Below are 20813 nucleotides of genomic sequence, written 5' to 3' on the forward strand. Positions count from 1 at the left end.
AAAGTAGAACGTGACAACTCTTATCCGGGTGGCACTTTCGGATAGACTCGCGGCATGACCGAGCCCGTTGTCAGCCGCCGCGAGCGCAAGAAGGCCGCCACCCGGCAGGCGATCGCCGACGCCGCACTCCGCCTCTTCCTGGAGCGCGGCTACGACCACGTGAGCATCAAAGAGATCGCCGAGACCGCGGACGTGTCGACCGCCACGGTCTTCAAGCACTTCACCGGCAAAGAAGCCCTCGTGTTCGACCAGGAAGAGAGCACCGACGCGCGCCTGGCCGCGGCCGTGCGCGAACGGCCCGCAGGCCGGAGCGTTCTCGACGCCCTGCGCGAGCACGTACTCGCCACCTGGCTGCCGATCGCCGCACACCCGCAGAGCGCGGAGTTCACCCGCCTGGTCAACACCACCCCGGCGCTGCGCGCCTACGCCGAACGCATGTGGACCCGGCACGCCGACACCCTCGGCGTGGCCATCGCCGACGAGTACGGCGTGGATCACGACGACCTCGCCTGCGCCACGCTGGCCCGCTTCGTCCTGGAGATCCCCGGCCTGGCCCAACGGCAGAAGGACCGCAGAGCAGCTGTCGAGGAGGTCTTCGACATCCTCACGAACGGCTGGCAGCCGCCCGACCGCCACCACGGACCCGCAGGCGCATGAGACGGCGGAAAACCGGCCACGGCATCCCGGAGGCACGTGTGCGCCAGGCCGGCTACCCGCATCGCCCGTGATCCGTTCCGGCACCTCGGAGGGCATCACCCGCCCGAGCGCACCAGCGGCACCCTCGACGATGGCCAGTGCGATCACATCCGGTTGCCGGCCGGAGTGGAGTATCCGATGCCGCGACGCCTTCGGCCGCACCACGACCCAGGCGCCCGGTGCGACGATCGGCTGCTACGCCAACGATCTCGGTGAGGCGGTCATGGGCCAGCGGTACGGCGTACCTGTCACGCCAGTCCCCGGGCCGACGCCGAGCGTTGTCGGCCCTACCGCCTAGGTGATCGTGCAGGGCCGCGCTGCCCATCCGCTCGTACGTGGTCTGCCTGGCGATGGAGGGTGGCCCGTAGGGAATCAAGGCCGGCGCCAAGGCACGCAAGAGTCGGTTGGTCGACCGCAGCCGACGTGTGGCCTCGACGGCTCAGTCGACAGCTTCGGTGCCATGCAGCCGCAGCGGGGCGTGGTCAAGGAGGGCTGAGCCGTCCCTGGCGGATGCCCGGGCAGTGACCGGATGCTGAATTGCAAAATTTCGCAATTGGCTAGATGCTGTGTTTGCTGTGTCTGCAGGTAGCCGTGGGCACAGGCTTCGCTTGCCCCGGCCGGGGCTCTGTCGGGGAAGTCGAGGGGTCGTGTCCGTTCCGCTGTACCAGGCCAAGGCCGAGTTCTTCCGGATGCTGGGGCATCCCGTGCGGATACGGGTGCTGGAGCTGCTGCAGGGCGGACCGATGCCGGTGCGCAGCCTGCTGGCCGCGATCGAGGTGGAACCTTCCAGTCTGTCGCAGCAGTTGGCTGTGCTGCGCCGCTCAGGCATCGTCACCTCGACGCGAGAGGGCTCGACGGTCGTCTATGGGCTGGCCGGCGGGGATGTCGCCGACCTGTTGAAGGCCGCACGCCGGATCCTCACCGAGATGCTGGCTGGGCAGAACGAGTTGCTGGCCGAGTTGCGGGAAGTCGAGGTCGCCGCGCGATGACGTCCGCCCTCACCCGGATCCGGGGCCGGATCGCCGCGCTGCTGCCTGGTCGTGGCGATCTGGCGGAGATGCGCCGCGACCCGCGCCGGGACCTGCTCGCGGGCCTGACCGTGGCGATCGTCGCGCTGCCGCTCGCTCTCGGTTTCGGCGTCTCCTCCGGGCTCGGCGCCGAGGCGGGGCTGGCGACCGCGGTCGTTGCCGGTGCGCTCGCCGCGGTGTTCGGCGGCTCGAATCTGCAGGTGTCCGGTCCGACGGGTGCGATGACAGTGGTGCTCGTGCCGATCGTCGCCGCACACGGGCCGACCGGGGTATTCACGGTGGGGCTGATGGCCGGCGTGATGCTCGTCGCGCTCGCCCTGCTCAAGGCGGGCAAGTACATGCAGTACGTGCCCGCGCCCGTGGTCGAGGGGTTCACCCTCGGTATTGCCTGCGTGATCGGTCTGCAGCAGGTCCCCAACGCGCTGGGGGTGCCCAAGCCGGCGGGGGACCGTGTCCTCGTGGTGACCTGGCGCGCCCTGGAGGAGTTCGCGAAGGATCCGAACTGGACCGCCGTGGCCTTCGCCCTGGCCGTAGCCGCTGTCATGATCGTCGGGGCCCGCCGACGGCCCGCCGTCCCGTTCTCCGTTCTCGCGGTGATCGCGGCCACTGTGGTGGCCCAGGCCGCCGGCCTGGACGCGGCGGAACCGATCGGAGACCTGCCGTCCGGTCTGCCCGCGCCGTCCCTCGCCTTCGTGGACCCGGGCGCGCTCGGCTCCCTGCTCGCACCCGCCGTCGCGGTCGCGGCGCTGGCCGCTCTGGAGTCGCTGCTGTCGGCCTCGGTGGCCGACAGCATGACGGTCGGCCAGAAACACGACCCGGACCGGGAGCTGTTCGGTCAGGGCCTGGCCAATATCGCCGCCCCGCTGTTCGGCGGCGTGCCTGCGACCGGTGCGATCGCGCGCACCGCGGTCAACGTCCGCACCGGCGCGGGTTCCCGGCTGGCCGCCCTTGTCCACGCCGCGGTCCTCGCGGTGATCGTCTTCGCGGCCGCGCCCCTCGTCTCCAGGATCCCGCTGGCCGCGCTCGCCGGAGTGCTGCTGGCCACCGCGGTCCGCATGGTCGAGGTCGGCTCGCTCAAGGCGATGGCGAGGGCCACCCGCTCCGACGCCTTGATACTCGTCCTGACCGCCGCGGCGACCCTGGCCCTTGACCTCGTGTACGCGGTGATCATCGGCCTGGTCGTCGCGGGCGCCCTCGCCCTGCGCGCCATCGCCAGGCAGGCAAGCCTGGACCAGGTCCCGCTCGACCGGGGCGACCACAGCGCTGAGGAACACGCGCTGCTCGCCGAGCACATCGTCGCCTACCGCATCGACGGCCCGCTGTTCTTCGCCGCCGCCCACCGCTTCCTCCTGGAGCTGGCCGAGGTCGCCGACGTCCGCGTCGTCATCCTGCGCATGTCCCGTGTGACCACCATCGACGCCACCGGAGCCCTCGTCCTCAAGGACGCGGTCGAGAAACTCAACCGGCGCGGCATCGTCGTCATGGCCTCCGGCATACGCCTCGGCCAGCGCCAGGTCCTGGACTCCGTGGGCGCGCTGGACCTGCTGTGCCACGAGGGCCGGGAGTACGCCACCACTCCCGAGGCCGTCCGGGCCGCCCGCGATCACCTGGAAACGGCCGGAGTCCTGTCGGGCCTTCCCGCCCAGAAGCCTCGAACCTCCAGCGAGGAAGCCCTGCGATGAGCTCTCCCGACACCCCCCTTCGTCTGGTCGAGGTCTCCGGCGCGGAGGCGCTGTGGCTGCTGGAAGGCAGCACACTGGGCCGGCTCGTGTATGCGCAGCGGGACCTGACCGTGATCCGTCCTGCCCGCCATGTGTGGGAGTACGGCCGGCTCATCGTCCGCACGCCCGTGCCGGCACCGGCGGTACCTACGACGGCGACGTATCACGTCGACGACGTCCGAGCCGTTTCCGGCACCGGCTGGACCGTCACCGTGTCCGGCCCCGCAGAGGTGCTCACCGGCCCCGACGAGGCCGGCCACTACCGGCGCACCCTCACGGGCTGGAGCCACGGCCCGCACGACACCCTGCTGCGCCTGCACCCCAAGACCGTCGCCGGTTTCCGCCTCGCCCGCGCGGAGGCATGATGTCCACTCAGCTGGAAACACTGCCCTACCGGCACGTGCTCACGCTGCCCAGCGAGCCGTCCGCCGTACGGTTGGCGCGCGAGACTGCCGAGCAGGCCCTGGTCGAGTGGGGCATCGGGCTGCGTCACCCCACGGTGGATCCGGCGCTGCTGATCCTCGCCGAACTGGTCACCAACAGCGTCCGGCACGCCGCCGTCCTCTCCCCGACGGTGACCGTGATCTACGCGGCCGGGCGGGACTGCCTGGCCTTCGCCGTCCACGACCGCCACCCCTACCAGCCGCCGCTGTACGCGGCGGTCACCGGCACCGGGACGAGCGGCCTGGCCACCGTCATGGAACTGACGCTCGCCCTGGGCGGGACCGCGGTGGTCCGCGCAGATGCCGACGGCGGCGGCAAGAGCATATGGATCACCCTCCCCCTCTGAACCGGACGCGGACTCCGGCCAGGCCGCCTCCGCAAGGAAGTGCATCACCATGACCATCGAGTGGCGCTACACCGTCGAGGACGATCTGGGCATCCTCTCGGTGGCCGGTGGCCGGTGGCCGGTGGCCGGTGGCCGGTGGCCGGTGGCCGGTGGCCGGTGGCCGGTGGCCGGTGGCCTGTTACCTGGACCGGGAAGCCGCGCGTCGCTTCGCCGGCGCCGTGGGCTGGGCGCCGGCCCGCGGCGCCGGCCCGGCCGTCGTCGACCTGACCGCACTGCGCGGCTGGTCGGCCGAGGGACAGCCGGCGATCACTGAGGCGGCACGCCTGCTCGCGCGGACGGAAAGCGGCCTGGAGCCGGCCGCGATCCCCGCCGACGGCTCCCTCGTCCCCATCGGCGACGGCACGCTGATCCCGGTCCACGCCGACCTGCCTGCCGCGCTCGCCGCGCACGGCATCCACCCGGGGGAACCGGCCGCGGCCTCCGCGGACAACGGACCGGCGCCCTGGGAACAGAGTTCGGAGATGAGGGCGCCGGCGCCCAGCAGGTCTTCCAAGGCCGGCCGCAGGCTCCCATTTGGCCACCGCAGCTCGCCGCCGGCGATCACCGCGACCGGATGAAGGACAACACGTCGACGATGACCAGACAGGCAGCCTCCAGCGCCAGGCGCCGCGCGCCGGTGGGGCCCCACTCGAAGCAGACACCACTGCCGTGCACGGTTCATCCCTGGCGGGGATACGGGGGCGGCTGATCGCCACGGCCGCCGAAGGCCAATCTCAGCAGACGGGACTCGCCGCAGCGCGGACAGCTGCCGTCCGGCGCGAGGGCGGTGGGCCGGCACTTCAGACGGCAGCCGGGGCACTTGAACCAGGCGACGCCACTGCCCCGCAGCGGGGTGATCCTCACGCAACCCTCCTCGCAAGACCTCAGGAATTGCTAATGTTAGCAATTCCTGAGGTCATCACCGACGGATTGGGCGGTCCTTTCCTCCGGTGCGGTTTCGGCCCGGCCGGTGCCGCAGGCGAGGATGGGCCGCATGTTCTTGACGAATGGGTGGATGCGATGCGCCGAGGCCAGGCCGGCGGTGCCGTGCTGCTGCACGGGGGAGGGGAGGGCCAGGTGAGTACACCGCTGTACCAGCTGAAGGCCGAGTTCTTCAAAACCCTCGGCCACCCGGCCCGCATCCGTGTCCTGGAGCTGCTGAGCGAGCGCGAGCACGCGGTCGCCGAGATGCTCCCCGAGGTGGGCATCGAAGCAGCACACCTGTCCCAGCAGCTCGCGGTGCTGCGGCGCGCGAACCTCGTGCGGACCCGGAAGGAGGGCTCCAACGTGTACTACTCGCTGGCCAGCCCCGACCTCGCAGAGCTGCTGCGGGTGGCACGGGCCATCCTGTCCGGGGTGCTGGCCGGGCAGGCCGAACTGCTCGCCGACCTGCAGGCCGTGCAGGGGGAGGCGAAGCCGCCGTCGTAGCGGCGGCCCCAGGACGGCGGCCGTCTCCCCGGAGAGTCGACAGCGCTCCGTGGTGCCGGGAGGCGGCCGTCTTTACAAAGATCGCCTATCGGGGCAAAGGGTCAGAAAAGTGCCGTAACTCAAGTCGCGGGTCGGCCGGTTGGTCTCCTGCGGAGAAGTCCTCACCGTCTCAGGGAGGGTTCATGGGCCTGCTGCGCAAGATCCGTGCCACCGGGAAGGTGGCCGAACCCGCGCCGCCGCGCCCGCAGGGCGACGCGCCCGAGAAGGCTCGGGAGCTGGGCGGGTCGGTGCAGGTGCGGTGTGTGGACGCGGGTTCCTGCAACGGCTGCGAGATCGAGATCGCGGCGGCCTTCAACCCGGTGTATGACGCCGAGCGGTACGGTGCGCGGCTGGTGGCCTCGCCCCGGCATGCGGACGTGGCCTTGGTGACCGGGCCGGTGACGCGGAACATGGCGGAGCCGCTGCGGCGTACGGTCGCGGCCATGGGCGAGCCGCGGCTCGTGGTGGCGGTCGGGGACTGCGCGGTCAACTGCGGCGAGTTCGCGGGCGGTTACGGCGTCGAGGGCGCCGTGTCCGACGTCGTACCGGTGGATCTCCAGGTCCCGGGGTGCCCGCCGGAGCCGGCGGAGATCATCGCCGCGCTCAGGAGAGTGACGGGACGGTGAGCGTGATCCCGGCCGCCCTGGCGACGGCCACCGCACTGGCCGGCGCGGGTGCGCTGGCCGGGTGCGCGCTGCCCTACCGGCTGCGCGTTCCGGTCGTCGGCGTGCTGGCGACGGGTGTGGGGCTTGCCGGCGGTACGGCGGGGGTGGCCGCGCTGGGAGGCAGCCGCTGGAGCGCGGGTCTCGCCGGGGTGATTCCGCTCGCCGGTGCGCAGGTGGCGGTGGATGCGCTGGCGGGTTTCTTCATGGCGGTCGCAGGGGCCGTCGTGACCGCGGTCGCGGTGTACGGGATCGGGTACACGGCCGGGCGCGATGCCCATGGGCTCGGCTCACGCACCGCGCAGGCGGTGCTGCCGCTGTTCGCGCTCACCCTCGTGCTGGTGCCCGTTGCGGCATCCGTGTCCACGTTCCTGGCCCTGTGGGAAGTGATGGCGCTCGCGTCGCTGCTGCTGGTGCTGGCCGAGCACCGGGAGCGGGCCTCAGTACGGCAAGCGGGCATCTGGTACGCGGTGATGACGCACCTGGGCCTGGTGCTGCTGCTGGCGGGGTTCGCTCTGTTCGCCGGGCAGGCGGGCGGGGAGACCTTCGCCGCGCTGCGGGCGGGCGCGCACACTGTGTCGCCCGTGGTTCGCGGCCTGGTGTTCGTGCTGGTCGTACCGGCATTCGTGTCGAAGGCGGGTGCGGTGCCGCTGCATGCCTGGCTGCCGCGCGCGCATCCCGAAGCGCCCAGTCCCGTCTCGGCGTTGATGAGCGCCGCCATGGTCAACCTCGGGATTTATGGCGTGGTTCGTACCGCCTTCGATCTGCTCGGTGGCGGTCCGGCCTGGTGGTGGCTGGGGCTGATCGCGGTGGGCGGCACCAGCGCGGTGTACGGCATCCTGCAGGCGGCGATGGCCTCCGATCTCAAGCGGCTGCTGGCGTACTCGACCTCGGAGAACATGGGCCTGGTCCTCATCGGGGTGGGTGCCTCGGGCCTGTTCGCCGCCTACGGCAACCGGCCGCTGGCCGCGCTGGCACTGGCCGCGGCGCTGCTGCACGTGGTCAACCATGCGGCGTTCAAGGCCTTGTTGTTCTGCTCGGCAGGCGCGGTAGCGCGGGCCACCGGCCTGCGGGACCTGGACCGGCTGGGCGGGCTGCGCGCGCGGATGCCCTTCACGGCCGGGTTGTTTGCGCTGGGCGCGCTGGGTGCGGTGGCGCTCCCGCCGGGCAACGGGTTCATCAGCGAGTGGCTGCTGCTGCAGTCCCTGATCCACGGACTGGCGGTGCCGGGCGTCGCGGTGGCGGTCGTCCTGCCCCTGTCGGTGGCACTGATCGCGCTGTCGGCCGGTATTGCCGCGGCCGTGTTCGTGAAGGCGCTTGGGGTGGGTTTCTTCGCGCGGCCGCGCAGTCCGCAGGCAGCGTCAGCGAAGGAGGCGCCCCTGCCGATGCTCGCCGCGATGACCTTGCTCGGGGCGGGGTGTGCGGCCCTGGCGCTGGTGCCGGGACTGCTGGGTGATGGCCTCGACAGAGCCGTGGGTGCGGTCGGGCTTCCTGGCAGCGGCGCGGTGTCGGGTGGCGGGCTCAAGGTGCGGCTCGCGGACGTCTCCGCGACGCTGTCGCCGCTGTGGGTCGTGGCCGCGCTTACCGTGGCTGTTCTGCTGGCCGTGGGGCTGCCCCTGTTGTACGGACGTCGTCGCCGCCGGGTGAATGCGCGGTTGTGGGACTGCGGGGGCGGGGCGCCGACCCCGCGCATGGCCTACACCGCCACCTCGTTTGCCGAGCCGCTGCAGCGGGTCTTCGACGACGTCCTCGCACCCGAGCAGGACGTGGATGTCACTCCGGTGCGCGAGTCCGCGTACCTGGTCGAGCGGGTGCGTTTCCAGCACCGGGTGCCCGACCGGATCGAGCACCGGTTGTATGAGCCGGTGCTGCGGTCTCTGGCCGGCGCGGGGCAGGCGGCCCGGCGGCTGGCAGGCGGCAGCGTTCACCTCTACCTCGGCTACGGCTTCGCCGGCTTGGTCGTCCTTCTGTTGATCCTGGCGGTGGGCTGGTGAGAGCGAACCCATGAGTGCTGTCGGATACACGGCTGTGGCCGGCCAGATCGTGGCGGTCACCGCCGGAGCGCCGCTGCTGACCGGGTGGATGCGCCAGGTACGGGCCCGCCTGGAGGGACGGGCCGGGGCCGGGGTGCTCCAGCCCTGGCGGGACGCGCGCAAACTGCTGCGCAAGGAACCGATCACCCCGGTCGGTACCGGACCCGCCTTCCGGGCCGCCCCCGCCCTGCTTGTCGCCACCACCGTGGTCACTGCCGCCCTCGTGCCGCTGCTGTCCACCGACACTCCCGTCAGCGGGCATGCGGATCTCATCGTGGTGGTGTCGCTGATCGCGCTCGGCACGCTGGCCCTGGCCCTGGCCGGCCTGGACACCGGCACTGCGTTCGGCGGCATGGGCTCCTCTCGCGAGATGACGGTCGCAGCCCTGGTCGAACCGACCATCCTGCTGTCGGTGTTCGCCCTGTCGATACCGGCCGGCACCACCAACATCCCCGCCATCGTCAGCGGCGCCGCCCACGAACCGGCCCGTCTCGCCTCCCCGGCCGGACTCCTGGCCGTGGCTGCGCTCGCGGTGGCGGTACTCGCGGAGACCGGGCGGATCCCGGTGGACAACCCCTCCACCCACCTCGAACTGACCATGATCCACGAGGCGATGGTGCTGGAATACGCAGGCCCCGACCTGGCAATGGTCGAACTCGGCGCCCAGATGCGCCTCACCCTGCTCCTCGGCCTGCTCTCCTCCCTGTTCGTGCCCTGGGGCATCGCCACCACCGGCTCCTGGGCCGCTCTGACCGTGGCCCTGGTGCTTCTCGCGGCGAAGCTCGTCCTGCTGGGCGCGGTACTGGCGGCAGCCGAGGTCTTCTGGGCCAAGGTCCGGCTGTTCCGCGTGCCCGAACTCCTCGCCGGCTCCTTCCTGCTGGCGCTCCTCGCGGTGACCGCCTCGTACTTCCTGACCGGAGCCTCATGAACGGCGGCCTCTACACCCAGCTCCTCGACCTGGCCTGCGGCCTCTTCCTGCTGGCGGCTGTGCTCGTGCTCTGGGTACGCGAACTGGCCGTCATCGTCCGGATCTTCGCCCTCCAGGGCATCGCCCTCGCCGCCCTCGCCATGCTCCTCGGCGCCCACGAACAACGCTGGGACTGCATCGGCGTGGGCATCGGCATCGGCCTGCTCAGAGCGGGTGTCCTGCCCCATCTGATGCGCCGTGCCCTGGCCGCGCTCACCGCCGAACGGCAGCGGTACGGCACGACAGTGGCGGAGAGCAGGGAGACACAGCCCCTGGTCAACGTCGCCGCCTCGCTGCTGACCGCAGCCCTGCTCACCCTGCTGGCCTACGCAGTGGCCCGCCCGCTGACCGAGCTGAACCCGACCCCCGCCACCCGGGCCCTCCCCGTGGGCCTCGCCACCGTCCTGATCGGATTCTTCGTCCTGGTGACCCGCAGACGGGCCCTCGCCCAAGTGGTCGGCTTCCTGCTGCTGGACAACGGCATCACCGCCACCGCCTTCCTCGCCACCTCCGGAGTGCCACTGATCGTCGAACTCGGCGTCTCCTTCGACGTGCTGCTCGCCGTCCTGGTACTGCAGATCCTCACCACCCGCATGCGCGAGGCATTCGGCACCACCGACATCGACGACCTGCGGGAGCTGCACGACTGATGAGCCCCACCGCATCCGCCCTGCTGCTCACGGCACCCGCCGCCGCGCCACTGCTGGTTGCCGGGGCATACACACTGAGCGGAGCCCGCGCCCGCCCGCCCGCCGCAGCATTCGCCGCGGCGCTCACCCAGGCCCGAAAGCGGGCATCGGCACAGGGCTCCGTTCTGGTGCAGCCGGAAGCCCCGCCCACTACGGCGAGGCCCAAGCGGTATCCGAGCGACCGGGTCGCTCTTGTCTCACCGGCCGTGATCCTCACCTGCGGCGGCCTGCTCGCGGTCGATGTCATCGCCGACGGCCCGCGCACCGCGTACTCCGGACTACTGCGCGGTGACGCGCTCACCGCCTGGATGCTCCTGGTCATCGGCACCGTCGCCGTCATCGCCTGTGGCAGCGCTCCCGCCTATCTGCGCGGCGAACGGGACGCCGGGCGGGCGAGCAGGCGGACCGTACGTCGCTACCACGCCCTGATCCAGGCATTCCTGGCAGCCATGTGCCTGGCCGTGGTGACCGCGAACCTCGGCGTGCTCTGGGTCGCCGTCGAGGCCACCACCATCGTCACCGCCTTCCTCGTCGGACACCGCCGCACCCGCACCTCGGTGGAGGCCGCCTGGAAGTACGTCGTGATCTGCTCGGCCGGCATCGCGCTCGCCTTCCTCGGCACCGTGCTGATCTACTACGCCGCCCGGCAGGCCGGCATCCCAGAGGCGTGGGCACTTGACTGGCCCACCCTCGTCGCCCGCGCCGACCGCCTCGACCCGGCGGTCGCCCGCCTCGGCATCACCCTCATCATCCTCGGCTTCGGCGCCAAGGCCGGCCTGGTCCCTCTGCACGCCTGGCTGCCCGACGCCCACAGCCAGGCCCCCGCGCCGGTCTCCGCGCTGATGTCCGGGGTCCTGCTCTCCGTGGCTTTCACCGCGATCCTGCGCTACCGGGTCATCGCGGATGCCGCTCTCGGCGCCGACTTCACCCGGGTTCTGCTCGCCGCCATCGCGCTGCTCACCCTCGGCCTCGCGGCCGGCCTGCTGCTCGCCCAGCAGGACTACAAGCGGATGCTGGCCTACTCCAGCATGGAACACATGAGCCTGATCGCCCTGGCCACGGCGATCGGCAGCCCCCTTGCACTGGCCGCCGCACTGCTCCACATCGCCGGCCACGGGCTCGCCAAGTCCGTCGCCTTCTGCGCCTCCGGCCAGATCCTCCAGCTGACCGGCACCGCACGGATCGGACGCGTCCGCGGCCTCATCGCCCAGGCGCCGCCACTCGCAGGAGCCTACGGCCTCGCCGTGGTGGCACTGATGGCCTTCCCGCCCTTCAGCCTGTTCGCCTCCGAACTCGGCATCGCCCGGGCCGGTTTCGCCTCCGGTCCGGTCCTGGGCTGGGTCACCGCGGGGGCCCTGCTGCTCGTCCTGGCCGCTTTCGCCGCGCTCACGGTCCGCACCGCCCGCATGCTGCTCGGACCGGGAACTCCGGCCGAGCCAAGTCCGGGCGCCGTGTGGCCCCTGTCGCTGGGGCTGGCCGCCTGCGCCGCCCTGGGTGTGGCCACCGGCCCGCTCACCGACCTGCTGCACGCCGCCGCCCAGGCGATCGGAGGCTGAAGCGTTGCGCAGCATCCACGAGATCGAAGCCACGGACCTGCCGCGGCGCGCACAAGAGCTGCTCGACGCAGGCCACCGGCTCGCCCTGGTCGCCGCCCACCACGACGAGGGCGGACCGCGGGTGGTGTACCTGTTCGCGTCAGGCCTCCCCGACACACGGACCGAGCTCCACGTCCGCCTCGCCCCCGGCCGGCCCGAGGTCCCCTCACTCGCCCCTCTCTCCTTCCCCGCAGGCCGGTTCGAACGCGAGATGCGTGACCTGTTCGGCATCGTCCCCGAGGACCACCCCCTGCCCCGCCGCCTCGTCCGTCACTTCCACTGGCCGCGCGGCTGGTATCCCATGCGCCCCGACGCCGGACCACCGCCGGCCTTCGGTGAACAGGAAGGCCCCTACCCGTTCCTGGAAGTCGAGGGCGACGGCGTCTACGAGATCCCCGTCGGCCCGGTTCACGCTGGACTGATCGAACCCGGCCACTTCCGGTTCTCCGTGGTCGGCGAAACCATCCTCAAGCTCAAGGCCCGCCTCTGGTTCGTCCACAAAGGCATCGAGAAACTCTTCCAGGGCCGCTCGACGGCCGCCGGCCTCCCGCTCGCCGAGCGCATCAGCGGCGACACGGCCGTCGGCCATGCTCTCGCGTACTGCCTGGCCGTCGAAGAGGCCACTGGCGCCGAGGTCCCGGAACAAGCACGGCGAGCCCGCGCCCTTCTGCTCGAACTGGAGCGCATCCACAACCACGTCGCCGATCTCGGCATGCTCTGCAACGACGTCGGGCACGGCATCCTCAACGCCCAGGCTCAGCGCATCCGCGAACACCTCCTGCGCCTCAACAAGGACGTCACCGGACACCGGCTGCTGCGCGGCGGCGTCCTCCCGGGCGGCGCAGTCCTGCGCACCCTGCCCGATCCGGCCCGGCTGAACACGATCCGCGAGGACATCCGCGAGATCACCGACCTCGCCCTCGGCCACTCCACGGTCCGCGACCGCTTCACCGCCACCGCTGTCCTGCCCACACCCGCCGCCCGTGAGATCGGCTGCCTCGGCTACGTCGCGCGCGCCAGCGGCATCGCCGACGACGCCCGCGTGGCACACCCCTTCACCCCCTACGGTCCACAACTCGACGTCCCCGTCCACGTCACCGGCGACGTCCTGGCCCGCTTCCTCGTCCGCGCCCAGGAGATCGAGGTCTCACTCGCCCTGGTCGAGCACTTCACCGACGGACTCCACGCCCCCGCCGCCGTGCTGGCACCCCGCCCGCTGCCCGGCGCCGGCCCCGGAACCGGCGTGGGACTGGTCGAGGGCTGGCGCGGCACCATCGCCACCCGCGTCGAACTCACCGCCGACGGCACTCTCACCCGGGTAAAGCCCGTCGACCCGTCCTTCTTCAACTGGCCCGCCCTGCCGGTCGCCCTGAGCGACACGATCGTCCCGGACTTCCCGCTGACCAACAAGAGCTTCAACCTGTCCTACGCGGGTAACGACCTGTGACCGGTCAGGAACCCGCGTCGCCCCAGGGCGTGAGCGGCGTCAGGTAGCGGGCCGACTCTGCCGGATCGGTGACGGGGCTGGCGGCGCCGGTGTGCGTGCGGATGACGACGTCGCCATGCGGCTCCACGAGATGGTCGACCGGGCGGATCGCCGCCAGCAGCCCGGTGGGGGAACACCGCGTCCCAGCGGGGCCTCGGCCAGCAGTTCCAGTGCCTCCTCCCGGCCCGGCTCAACCATGCGGGCGCTCGGCGGTGCACCGGCCGTCATGACGGATCGTCTCCCGCTCTGTCCCGTACCCGCTCGGCACCGTCGGGCCACAGCACCTCGACGTCGATGCCGTGGCTGCGCGCATAGGCCACCAGGTGAGCGGTGGTGTCATGGCCGTTGGATGCGCTACCGTCCCAGATCGCCAGGACCCGGGCGCAGGCCCGCAGCAGCCGCTCGTCGGCACGCACACAGGCGTCTCGGTCCGCCGGGTCGTACTCAAGCAGCCGTACCTGCTCGGACAGCAGCAGCAACTCCCCGGCCGCCCGCCGGTCCCGCTCCCGCAGCAGCGCGGGCACCCGATGCAGCGTGGGCACCACGGTCACCAGCGCCAGACCGGCCTGTTTCGCGGCTCGTCCGAACGCCACCGGCAGGCCCTGCCCGACCCGGACCAGGCCCGTCCGCCCGGCCTCGGCACACCGGGCCAGTCGCGCGCACAGCTCTTCCTCCAGCAGGGCCAGGGTCCAGGGCGCGAGATCCTCATGCCCCACAACAGCAATCAACCTCGGCAGTCCCTTCTCCCTCATCCATATCGCTCACAGCAACGGCAATGGAAGAAATCTTCAAGTCGTGCCCAGGGTGGTCCGCCGAGGAGAAGGCATATGGGACAGCCGCCCGCGGCAGGGAATCGGCCGTCCACCGGCCGGGCCGGTCCACAGCCTCACCGATGCCCCAGCGGTTGCACAGGGCCGTTCGGTCCCAGGCCGGAGGACGATGCGGCGTGTCTCGGGGTGCCCGGCACCCTGGTGCCGTGATTACTTGGGGGCGTGTTCGCCGAGGTAGAAGAGCAGCCACACGAACCCGGCGAACAGATGGGTACCGAAGATGTAGAAGCCCGCCCGGATCGCGACACCGCGCTCGATCTGCCACTCGCGGTCCTTGTCCTTCTTCTTGCGCGTCGTGTCCGCCGGCTGCTCGGCCGCCTCGGCTGCATCACTCACGTTCTCTTCTCCGTCTCCTGCGACAACCACGTTCACCTGACCTGCGACGGCACACGGAACGTGACGAGGAGCACCTTGCCGTCATGGTCGATGGCCGGGGCCGCGCTGACGTCGCCGTCGTACTCGCCGGCGAGCTCGGTCACCAGTTGCAGTCCAGCACCCATCGCACACGGTTCGAGGTCGGGCAGGCACGGATCGGCGTCAGCGACGCTGACGACCAGATGCCCTGCCTCGACCGTTATCCCCACGTCCGCGACCGGAGACCCGGGTGCGTGGCGCAGCACGTTCACGACCAGCTCGCTGACCACCAGCAGCACCGCGTCGGCGAACGCGGAGCCCGGCGCGACACCCACCTCACGGAATCGGCCGGCCACCGCCTCACGGGCCACCCGCACCGCCTCCGGCCCCACCGGGACCGAGACGATGTGCCATCGCACCGGCGACGGCCCGTGCTCCGTCGCCCCCGCGGGCTGGTGTCTGCGCCACGGACGGAACGAGTACCCGCCCTTCACCGGGCTGCGTCCGTCGAACGCAGCTCTTCCAGCAGCTCCTGCTGGCCCGCCAGCAGCACGGACAGGATCCGGCGTGCCGCGGCCAGCAGGTCGGCCACGTCCCCGCCCGCCAGCTCGTACACAACGGTGGAGCCGTTACGGGTGGCGGTGACGATCCCGGAGCGGCGCAACACCGCCAGCTGCTGTGACAGGTTCGACGGCTCGATCTCGATGGCGGCCAGCAGGTCGCGCACCGGCTTCGGCCCGTCCTGAAGCAGCTCCAGCACCCTGATCCGCACCGGATGCCCGAGCATCCGGAAGAACTCCGCCTTCGCCTCGTACAGCGGTACCGGCATCCCGATCACCCCTCGTCCGGTTCTGTCGCCCCGACGTCGAGCCCGTGCCGGCGGGCGAACCTCACCGCGTCATCCAGCTCGTCCTGCGCCACCGCGACGGCATAGGGGTCCTCGGCCTCCCGGGCGGCCGCCAGAGCGGCCCGTGCCGCCCGCACCCGCGCCAGCAACGCCTCAACGACTGTGTCCACCCCGACCTCCGCACCGTAGATCATCTGCCTGTCAATGCAACTAGCCAATTGAAGAACTCTTCAATTATAGGCCGAGCGAGCCACAGCCGACCCGTCTCACGAGGGCACTGCAGGATTCAGACGACTGCCGGCTGTCCGCCGAGGCGGAACTCGCGCCGTTCGGCCCCGCAGGCGCACCGGCGGACGACTCGCGTTCTTCGGTGAATCTGCTCCAACCGGGTGGTTCCGAACGTGTGAGCAGTGCCGGCGCGTCCACGGTGGTGCTTGCGCGGCCGCCGAGGCAGGGCTGCGGACCGGCCGGCGCGCGGCCGGGTCCCGCCGGCCCGCCGGCCATGTGTGCAACACCGGTCAGCCGCGGCTGCTCGTGGACATCGGCGGGGCGGAGGCGTCGGCCTGGCGCAGTTCGGCGAGGAGGACGTTCTGTCCGTCGAGGAGTTCGGTGAGGATACGGCGGGCCGCGCGCAGGAGTTCGGCGACGTCTCCGCCGGCCAGTGCGTAGCGGACGGTGGAGCCCTCCCGGGTGGAGACCACGATGCCGGACCGGCGCAGGACGGCCAGTTGCTGGGAGAGGCTGGACGGCTCGATCTCGATGTCGGCGAGCAGATCCCGTACCGGGACGGGCCCGTGCTGGAGCAGTTCCAGGACCCTGATCCGGACCGGGTGCCCGAGCATGCGGAAGAAGTCCGCCTTGGCCTGGTAGAGGGGGACTTGCATGACCGCTCGCTCTCTGCCGGGACGGGTGGTGGCGCCGCGGTGCGGCGGCGCCTTGCGACACCGCCGCACTGGCCCTGTACGGCCGATCGTTGCCATCCGGGGTCGTGTGCAGACATGAGTTGGGATCATGCTGATGTGGTCACTTGAAGAAGTCTTCACATCATGGGCGCACGAAGTCCCGCACTCTGGACCTGCTCTAGACCTCCAACTGCTGCTCTACGCGCTTGAGTTGGTGACGGGCCATGGCCAGGTTCGAGCGCTCCTTGTCGAGCACCAGATAGAGGAACAGGCCGTTCCCGCTGCGGCCGGCGATCAGGCGGATGAGGTGATATTGCCTGTCGAGGGTGATGAGGATGTCCTCGATCCGGCTCTTGAGGCCCAACTCGTCCATCGTGCGTACCTTGGCCCGGATGACGTCCGTGTTCCCGGCCGCGGCGATCGTCATGTCGAGGCCCTTGCCGCCGCCCAGTGTCCCGAGGGCCATACCGCTGGTGTAGTCGACGACTGCGGCTCCCAGTGACCCCTCCACCCCGGCCATCATTTCCTTCAGCGATACTTCCACGGTCGCCATAGTGGCGCCTCCCCTGCAGGTGTCGGTTGCGACGGGACCGGCTGTCACGTCCCGTCCGATACACGGACCGTAGGGCGGGGCACGCGGTGTCGGGACGGCGTCTCCGCGTCTGACGCATGATGACCGAAGCCCTGCGCTCCCGGTCCGTTCGAGCGATGGAAACTGGTCCTGGAGAGGACCGAGTTGAGGCTCATCCCAGGATCCCGCACTGCGCAGGGGCTGTTCGCCCAGTCGCGGCCGCTATCGGTGAGGCCGGGCCGCTGGGAGCGGTACGGGACGGCGTGGCAGCGCGTGTTCCATGTGCCGAGCGCGCTGGTGGTCTCGATTGGGTGTGGCTCTTCTGCGGTGAGCTGGTGATGCCGTGCGCCGTTGCCGTTCGTGGTCGGACGGCGGATCGTCGTGTCCTGGGATGGGAAAACACCCTCTAGGCAACCGTGAGCACGATCTTGCCCCGGATGTGCCCCTGAGCGGCGCGCTCGTGAGCGGCCTGGGCGTCGGCGAGCGCGAACGTGCTGTCGATCGCGACGCGGACCGTCCCCGCGTCGAGCAGGCGCCCCAGCTCGGCGAGTTGCGCGCCGTTCGCGCGTACCTGCGTGCCGGTGACGGTGACACCCAGTCTCGCGTTCTCCTCCTCGTCGAACTCCCCGAAGTACACCGGGTAGAGGGCGCCGCCGCGCCTGAGGGTGGGCAGGAATCGTCGGCTGGTGGGGCCTCCGACGGCGTCCAGGACCAGGTCGATGTCCCGGACGGTGTCCTCGGGGCGTTCCTTGGTGTAGTCGATGAACTCGTCGGCTCCGAGCTCACGCAGGAAGGTCTCGTGGGTGCCGGAGGCCACGGCGATGACGTGGGCGCCCTTCCACTTGGCCAGCTGCACGGCGAGGTGGCCTACGCCGCCGGCGGCGCCGTTGACGAGCACCGTGGTGTTGCTGTTCAGTGCCGCGGGGCGGTGCCTGTCCTCCTGGAACGGGGAGGGGTGATCGTGCCCGACCTCGATCAGGTACTGCCAGGCCGTCAGCCCCGACATGGGCAGTCCGGCGGCGTGCGCATGGTCGGCGGTGGTCGGCTTGTGGGCGAGGTCGGCCGCCGGTGCGGTGACGTACTCGGCATACGCACCGCTCTGCATCACGACGGGGAAGCGCAGCAGGCCGACCACCTCGTCCCCGGCCGTGAAGCCATGGACGTCGGCGGCGGTGGCTTCCACGACGCCGGAGATGTCGGTCCCCGGAATCAGGGGCAGGTCGAACGGGGGCCTGAACTCGGGAGGGATGCCGGGCATGCCCTCGCGCACGTACCAGTCGGGCGGGTTGAGACCGACCGCGTGCACGCGGACGAGTACCTCGCCCGGCGCCGGTTCGGGAACCGCCACCTCCTCGTGACGCAACACCTCGGGGCCGCCGAACTCGTGCAGCCGGATCGCCCTCATCGTCTGGGTCGGCATCGTTCTCCTCCTGCCCGCATCGCGGGATACGCTTTTCCGGATCAGCGATCCATATAAGTGGAGCACTGATCCGAATATATGGATCAGTGAACCGTTTAGTCAAACGAGGGGACCGATGCGGGCCGACGCCAAGAGGAATCGCGACCACCTGCTCGCCGTGGCGGGCACCGCCGTGGCCGAGCACGGCATCGACGTGTCGATGCGCGACGTCGCGCGCCGGGCCGATGTCGGGCTCGCGACGCTGCTGCGGCACTTCCCGACGCGCGAGGCGCTGCTGGAGGCTCTGCTCCACACGAGTTTCGACGAGCTGACGGCCAGGGCGAGTGAGCTGGAGCTGTCGAACGCGGTCGGAGACGCTCTCGTCTCGTGGGTCCGCGACTGCGTTGCGTGGACAACCGAGTACCGCGGGGTGACGGTGCTCATGGCGGCCGCCATCGACGACGCCGAATCCGCACTGCATGCTTCGTGCGCCACGCTGCGCGCGGCCGGTGCCCGGCTGCTGACCCGGGCTCAGAACGCAGGTGTGGCGCGGAGCGACATCGATGGCGACGACCTGTTCGCGCTGATTGCCATGCTTGCCTGGGCCGGTGATCAACCCGCGCTCGCGCACCGCGCCGGCCACCTTTTCGACGTTGTCGCAAGCGCCACTCTGGCGCGGACAGGCGACAACCAGGACAAGAGCGCGCACCACGAGGGGTGAAACCGCCGACCGTCTGTAGACAGACGTGGGGCACCTGGAGGTCAGGCCCGCCAGATGGTCCACGCCGGACCAGCGGGCCGGCAGCCGGGGCCGGACACCGGCTTCGGTCCACTCGGCGTCGCGGTGGGCCAGGTGTTACGGGCGTCGTCGAGGGCGCTCTTCCCGGTGCCAGCGAGGCTCGGTCATGACCTGCTGCGAACCGACGCGACACCTGAACCTCGGACCAAACAAGTTCGCCGGACAAAACCCTCTTTGAAAGCCGCACTTGATCATTTGAGCGCCGCTGTCGCAGATGAATTCGGTTGCGGCGGGAGCGGCGTGCCCGGTGAGGTAGTTCCATGGACGTGGCCGCTGAACAGGAGCAACGGACGACGGCGGGCAGGGTCCATGAGTTCACGCGGCAGCCGGCTCCATGGCACAGGTCGGCGGTGCTCTTGGCCCTGATGCTGGCCGCCTTCACGTTCAACACGGCGGAGAACCTGCCGGTCGGCCTGCTGGAACTCATCTCCGGAAGCCTTCGGGTGTCAGTGTCAGAGGTCGGCCTCCTGGTCACCGGCTACGGCGTGACAGTGGCTCTGGCGTCTCTGCCTCTTGCCCACGTCACAAGGACTATGCCTCGACGTCACGTGCTCACAGGACTACTGACCGCGCTGGTCCTGTCCAGTGTCGTTGCGGCACTGGCCACCTCCTACTGGTTGCTCCTTGCGGCACGGCTGTTGACCGCGCTCGCCCAGGCGCTGTTCTGGGCCGTGATGGGGCCAGTCGCGGTGGGCCTGTTCACACACGAGGTCCGCGGACGTGTGGTCGCGGCCCTGTCCGTCGCCGGTTCGCTCGCCCTCGTACTCGGCGTTCCTGCCGGGACCTGGCTGGGCCGACAGAGTGACTGGCAGGTACCCGTCGCCATGCCGGCGGCTCTGGGGCTCGTCTCTCTGGTGACGATCGCCGCTCTGCTGCCGACCTCGCGCCCGGAAGAAGAGCCCGCGGCCTACGCGGCCAGTCCCGACGTGCGGCGGTTCGCGACGGTGCTGGCTGCCGGGACCCTGTCCGCCACCGGGGCGTTCGCGGGATACACCTACATCGTGAAGTTCCTGGGCAACGTGAGCCGGTTCTCGCCGAGCACGGTCAGTGCCCTGCTCGTGGTCTTCGGCGTCGCCTGTCTGGCCGGGGTGACCATCACAGGGGCGTTGCTGGACCGATTCCCGCAGCTGACACTGCTCACGGCCGTGACCACGCAGGCAGTGGGCATGCTCGGCCTGTACTCGGTCGGCGCTCACCCGGTGACAGCGGTGATGTTCCTGATCCTGATGGGCGGCGCGCTCGGGCCGGTGTTCATGGTCGCCCAGAACGAGATGCTGCACTGCGCGCCGGGCCGCACGGATATCGCCCTCGCGGCCAACTCCGGCGCCTACAACGCCGGCATTGCGGCCGGCGCCGCACTCGGGGCACTGGTCCTACCGCTCGCCGGGGTGCGAGGCGCCTTCCTCGTCGGCGGGCTGCTGACCGTCGGTGCCTGCGCAGTACTGCTCGGGGGTCGGCTGCTACCTCGCAGCCTGCTTCTGGGCTCCCGCGGCCGGTGCGCGGCTGACGACCTGCGTTGACGAGACCGACCTTACGTCTCCCAGCCAGTAACGCTCGACGCTCGTCTGACCTGCGAAGACAGGAGGGAGATGTCGAGTCAGGGGGCGGCACAGGCTGGCGGTCAGGCCTGGTGCCCGAGGCGGCTGCCGGGGCGGAGCCTGCCTGCTTCGTCGATGTCGTCGAGGACCGCCGGCAAACCGACGCGCAGCATCTTGCGCCGGACGCGGCCCAGGATCTGGGCCATGAAGAACCCGCCGGTTCCTGTGAAGCCTGTGTGGTCGTAGGTGAAGCGCGCTCCTGCCGCATGAGGCTCGATCCGGTAGGCGACCTCGGTGGTCTCGCCGCCCCCTCTCTGTCAGCCTCGGGTGAGACATCCCGCTTTGTCGGGTTAGCCTGAGAGGGCACGACAGGAGAACCACCCCCTCATGACCAGCACCA

General features: G+C 70.7%; 25 protein-coding genes. 15 read left to right on the forward strand and 10 right to left on the reverse strand.

Annotation, left to right across the window (positions count from 1 at the left end; genetic code table 11):
* Positions 1-54 precede the first annotated feature (54 nt).
* The 13 genes from ACFZB3_RS09025 to ACFZB3_RS09085 all read left to right on the forward strand — a co-directional run bounded on the left by ACFZB3_RS09025 (position 55) and on the right by ACFZB3_RS09085 (position 13134).
* Positions 55-657: a TetR family transcriptional regulator gene (locus ACFZB3_RS09025; protein WP_391371954.1), complete on the forward strand. Its 603-nt coding sequence runs from the start codon at positions 55-57 to the stop codon at positions 655-657.
* Positions 658-1343: 686 nt separating this feature from the next.
* A complete protein-coding gene (locus tag ACFZB3_RS09030; RefSeq protein ID WP_391371957.1) occupies positions 1344-1685 on the forward strand; it encodes a metalloregulator ArsR/SmtB family transcription factor in 342 nt (113 codons plus the stop codon).
* Positions 1682-3406: a SulP family inorganic anion transporter gene (locus ACFZB3_RS09035; RefSeq protein WP_391371960.1), complete on the forward strand. Its 1725-nt coding sequence runs from the start codon at positions 1682-1684 to the stop codon at positions 3404-3406. Before ACFZB3_RS09030 ends, ACFZB3_RS09035 begins: the two co-directional genes overlap by 4 nt.
* Complete coding sequence (locus ACFZB3_RS09040) at positions 3403-3810, forward strand: pyridoxamine 5'-phosphate oxidase family protein (protein ID WP_391371962.1); 408 nt, start codon at positions 3403-3405, stop codon at positions 3808-3810. Before ACFZB3_RS09035 ends, ACFZB3_RS09040 begins: the two co-directional genes overlap by 4 nt.
* The gene (locus tag ACFZB3_RS09045) at positions 3810-4235 is read left to right on the forward strand and encodes an ATP-binding protein (protein ID WP_391372101.1); all 426 of its coding nucleotides are present in this window, start codon (positions 3810-3812) and stop codon (positions 4233-4235) included. Before ACFZB3_RS09040 ends, ACFZB3_RS09045 begins: the two co-directional genes overlap by 1 nt.
* A 170-nt stretch (positions 4236-4405) precedes the next feature.
* Positions 4406-4852, forward strand: a complete 447-nt coding sequence (locus ACFZB3_RS09050) for an anti-sigma factor antagonist (RefSeq protein ID WP_391371965.1) — start codon at positions 4406-4408, stop codon at positions 4850-4852.
* 499 nt (positions 4853-5351) lie between these two features.
* A complete protein-coding gene (locus tag ACFZB3_RS09055; RefSeq protein ID WP_391371968.1) occupies positions 5352-5702 on the forward strand; it encodes a metalloregulator ArsR/SmtB family transcription factor in 351 nt (116 codons plus the stop codon).
* 182 nt (positions 5703-5884) lie between these two features.
* Complete coding sequence (locus tag ACFZB3_RS09060) at positions 5885-6367, forward strand: NADH-quinone oxidoreductase subunit B family protein (RefSeq protein ID WP_391371971.1); 483 nt, start codon at positions 5885-5887, stop codon at positions 6365-6367.
* A complete protein-coding gene (locus tag ACFZB3_RS09065; protein ID WP_391371974.1) occupies positions 6364-8397 on the forward strand; it encodes a proton-conducting transporter membrane subunit in 2034 nt (677 codons plus the stop codon). Before ACFZB3_RS09060 ends, ACFZB3_RS09065 begins: the two co-directional genes overlap by 4 nt.
* Before the next feature lie 10 nt (positions 8398-8407).
* Positions 8408-9364: an NADH-quinone oxidoreductase subunit H gene (locus ACFZB3_RS09070; RefSeq protein WP_391371977.1), complete on the forward strand. Its 957-nt coding sequence runs from the start codon at positions 8408-8410 to the stop codon at positions 9362-9364.
* Positions 9361-10053 (forward strand): hypothetical protein, encoded by a 693-nt coding sequence (locus tag ACFZB3_RS09075; RefSeq protein ID WP_391371980.1) that lies wholly within the window; start codon positions 9361-9363, stop codon positions 10051-10053. Before ACFZB3_RS09070 ends, ACFZB3_RS09075 begins: the two co-directional genes overlap by 4 nt.
* The gene (locus tag ACFZB3_RS09080) at positions 10053-11648 is read left to right on the forward strand and encodes a proton-conducting transporter membrane subunit (protein ID WP_391371983.1); all 1596 of its coding nucleotides are present in this window, start codon (positions 10053-10055) and stop codon (positions 11646-11648) included. Before ACFZB3_RS09075 ends, ACFZB3_RS09080 begins: the two co-directional genes overlap by 1 nt.
* 4 nt (positions 11649-11652) lie before the next feature.
* Positions 11653-13134 (forward strand): NADH-quinone oxidoreductase subunit C, encoded by a 1482-nt coding sequence (locus ACFZB3_RS09085; protein ID WP_391371986.1) that lies wholly within the window; start codon positions 11653-11655, stop codon positions 13132-13134.
* Between the two features lie 4 nt (positions 13135-13138).
* On the opposite strand, the gene ACFZB3_RS09090 is transcribed toward ACFZB3_RS09085, so the two are convergent.
* The 9 genes from ACFZB3_RS09090 to ACFZB3_RS09130 all read right to left on the reverse strand — a co-directional run bounded on the left by ACFZB3_RS09090 (position 13139) and on the right by ACFZB3_RS09130 (position 18097).
* Entirely contained in the window at positions 13139-13261 is a 123-nt protein-coding gene (locus ACFZB3_RS09090) for a hypothetical protein (protein WP_391371989.1), read from the reverse strand.
* 136 nt (positions 13262-13397) lie between these two features.
* Positions 13398-13901, reverse strand: a complete 504-nt coding sequence (locus tag ACFZB3_RS09095) for a DUF834 domain-containing protein (protein ID WP_391371991.1) — start codon at positions 13899-13901, stop codon at positions 13398-13400.
* A 252-nt stretch (positions 13902-14153) separates the two neighbouring features.
* Positions 14154-14339, reverse strand: coding sequence for a DUF6126 family protein (locus ACFZB3_RS09100; RefSeq protein ID WP_391371994.1), 186 nt, complete (start codon positions 14337-14339; stop codon positions 14154-14156).
* 32 nt (positions 14340-14371) lie between these two features.
* Positions 14372-14776, reverse strand: coding sequence for an ATP-binding protein (locus ACFZB3_RS09105; RefSeq protein WP_391371997.1), 405 nt, complete (start codon positions 14774-14776; stop codon positions 14372-14374).
* A gap of 71 nt (positions 14777-14847) precedes the next feature.
* Positions 14848-15186, reverse strand: a complete 339-nt coding sequence (locus tag ACFZB3_RS09110) for a metalloregulator ArsR/SmtB family transcription factor (protein WP_391372000.1) — start codon at positions 15184-15186, stop codon at positions 14848-14850.
* 5 nt (positions 15187-15191) lie between these two features.
* Positions 15192-15374 (reverse strand): hypothetical protein, encoded by a 183-nt coding sequence (locus ACFZB3_RS09115; protein ID WP_391372003.1) that lies wholly within the window; start codon positions 15372-15374, stop codon positions 15192-15194.
* Between the two features lie 348 nt (positions 15375-15722).
* The gene (locus tag ACFZB3_RS09120) at positions 15723-16088 is read right to left on the reverse strand and encodes a helix-turn-helix transcriptional regulator (RefSeq protein ID WP_093497714.1); all 366 of its coding nucleotides are present in this window, start codon (positions 16086-16088) and stop codon (positions 15723-15725) included.
* A 196-nt stretch (positions 16089-16284) separates the two neighbouring features.
* Positions 16285-16659 (reverse strand): hypothetical protein, encoded by a 375-nt coding sequence (locus ACFZB3_RS09125; RefSeq protein ID WP_391372007.1) that lies wholly within the window; start codon positions 16657-16659, stop codon positions 16285-16287.
* Positions 16660-17083: 424 nt separating this feature from the next.
* A complete protein-coding gene (locus tag ACFZB3_RS09130; protein ID WP_391372010.1) occupies positions 17084-18097 on the reverse strand; it encodes a zinc-binding dehydrogenase in 1014 nt (337 codons plus the stop codon).
* Positions 18098-18212: 115 nt separating this feature from the next.
* On the opposite strand from ACFZB3_RS09130, the gene ACFZB3_RS09135 reads away from it, so the two are divergent.
* Positions 18213-18797 (forward strand): TetR family transcriptional regulator, encoded by a 585-nt coding sequence (locus ACFZB3_RS09135; RefSeq protein WP_391372013.1) that lies wholly within the window; start codon positions 18213-18215, stop codon positions 18795-18797.
* A 443-nt stretch (positions 18798-19240) separates the two neighbouring features.
* Positions 19241-20395: an MFS transporter gene (locus ACFZB3_RS09140; protein WP_391372104.1), complete on the forward strand. Its 1155-nt coding sequence runs from the start codon at positions 19241-19243 to the stop codon at positions 20393-20395.
* A gap of 101 nt (positions 20396-20496) precedes the next feature.
* Here ACFZB3_RS09140 and ACFZB3_RS09145 read toward each other — a convergent pair whose 3' ends face one another.
* The gene (locus ACFZB3_RS09145; RefSeq protein ID WP_391372016.1) at positions 20497-20619 is read right to left on the reverse strand and encodes a hypothetical protein; all 123 of its coding nucleotides are present in this window, start codon (positions 20617-20619) and stop codon (positions 20497-20499) included.
* Positions 20620-20813: the final 194 nt, after the last annotated feature.

It is taken from the genome of Streptomyces sp. NPDC008092, from assembly GCF_042957285.1.
Lineage (GTDB): Bacteria > Actinomycetota > Actinomycetes > Streptomycetales > Streptomycetaceae > Streptomyces.

Coding starts and splice junctions, on each gene's coding strand:
- ACFZB3_RS09025 (WP_391371954.1), top strand. CDS start 55: ATGACCGAGCCCGTTGTCAGCCGCCGCGAGCGCAAGAAGGCCGCCACC.
- ACFZB3_RS09130 (WP_391372010.1), bottom strand. CDS start 18,097: ATGCCGACCCAGACGATGAGGGCGATCCGGCTGCACGAGTTCGGCGGC.
- ACFZB3_RS09120 (WP_093497714.1), bottom strand. CDS start 16,088: ATGCAAGTCCCCCTCTACCAGGCCAAGGCGGACTTCTTCCGCATGCTC.
- ACFZB3_RS09135 (WP_391372013.1), top strand. CDS start 18,213: ATGCGGGCCGACGCCAAGAGGAATCGCGACCACCTGCTCGCCGTGGCG.
- ACFZB3_RS09140 (WP_391372104.1), top strand. CDS start 19,241: ATGCTGGCCGCCTTCACGTTCAACACGGCGGAGAACCTGCCGGTCGGC.
- ACFZB3_RS09110 (WP_391372000.1), bottom strand. CDS start 15,186: ATGCCGGTACCGCTGTACGAGGCGAAGGCGGAGTTCTTCCGGATGCTC.
- ACFZB3_RS09075 (WP_391371980.1), top strand. CDS start 9,361: ATGAACGGCGGCCTCTACACCCAGCTCCTCGACCTGGCCTGCGGCCTC.
- ACFZB3_RS09145 (WP_391372016.1), bottom strand. CDS start 20,619: ATGGCCCAGATCCTGGGCCGCGTCCGGCGCAAGATGCTGCGCGTCGGT.
- ACFZB3_RS09125 (WP_391372007.1), bottom strand. CDS start 16,659: ATGGCGACCGTGGAAGTATCGCTGAAGGAAATGATGGCCGGGGTGGAG.
- ACFZB3_RS09060 (WP_391371971.1), top strand. CDS start 5,885: ATGGGCCTGCTGCGCAAGATCCGTGCCACCGGGAAGGTGGCCGAACCC.
- ACFZB3_RS09035 (WP_391371960.1), top strand. CDS start 1,682: ATGACGTCCGCCCTCACCCGGATCCGGGGCCGGATCGCCGCGCTGCTG.
- ACFZB3_RS09040 (WP_391371962.1), top strand. CDS start 3,403: ATGAGCTCTCCCGACACCCCCCTTCGTCTGGTCGAGGTCTCCGGCGCG.
- ACFZB3_RS09070 (WP_391371977.1), top strand. CDS start 8,408: ATGAGTGCTGTCGGATACACGGCTGTGGCCGGCCAGATCGTGGCGGTC.
- ACFZB3_RS09080 (WP_391371983.1), top strand. CDS start 10,053: ATGAGCCCCACCGCATCCGCCCTGCTGCTCACGGCACCCGCCGCCGCG.
- ACFZB3_RS09045 (WP_391372101.1), top strand. CDS start 3,810: ATGTCCACTCAGCTGGAAACACTGCCCTACCGGCACGTGCTCACGCTG.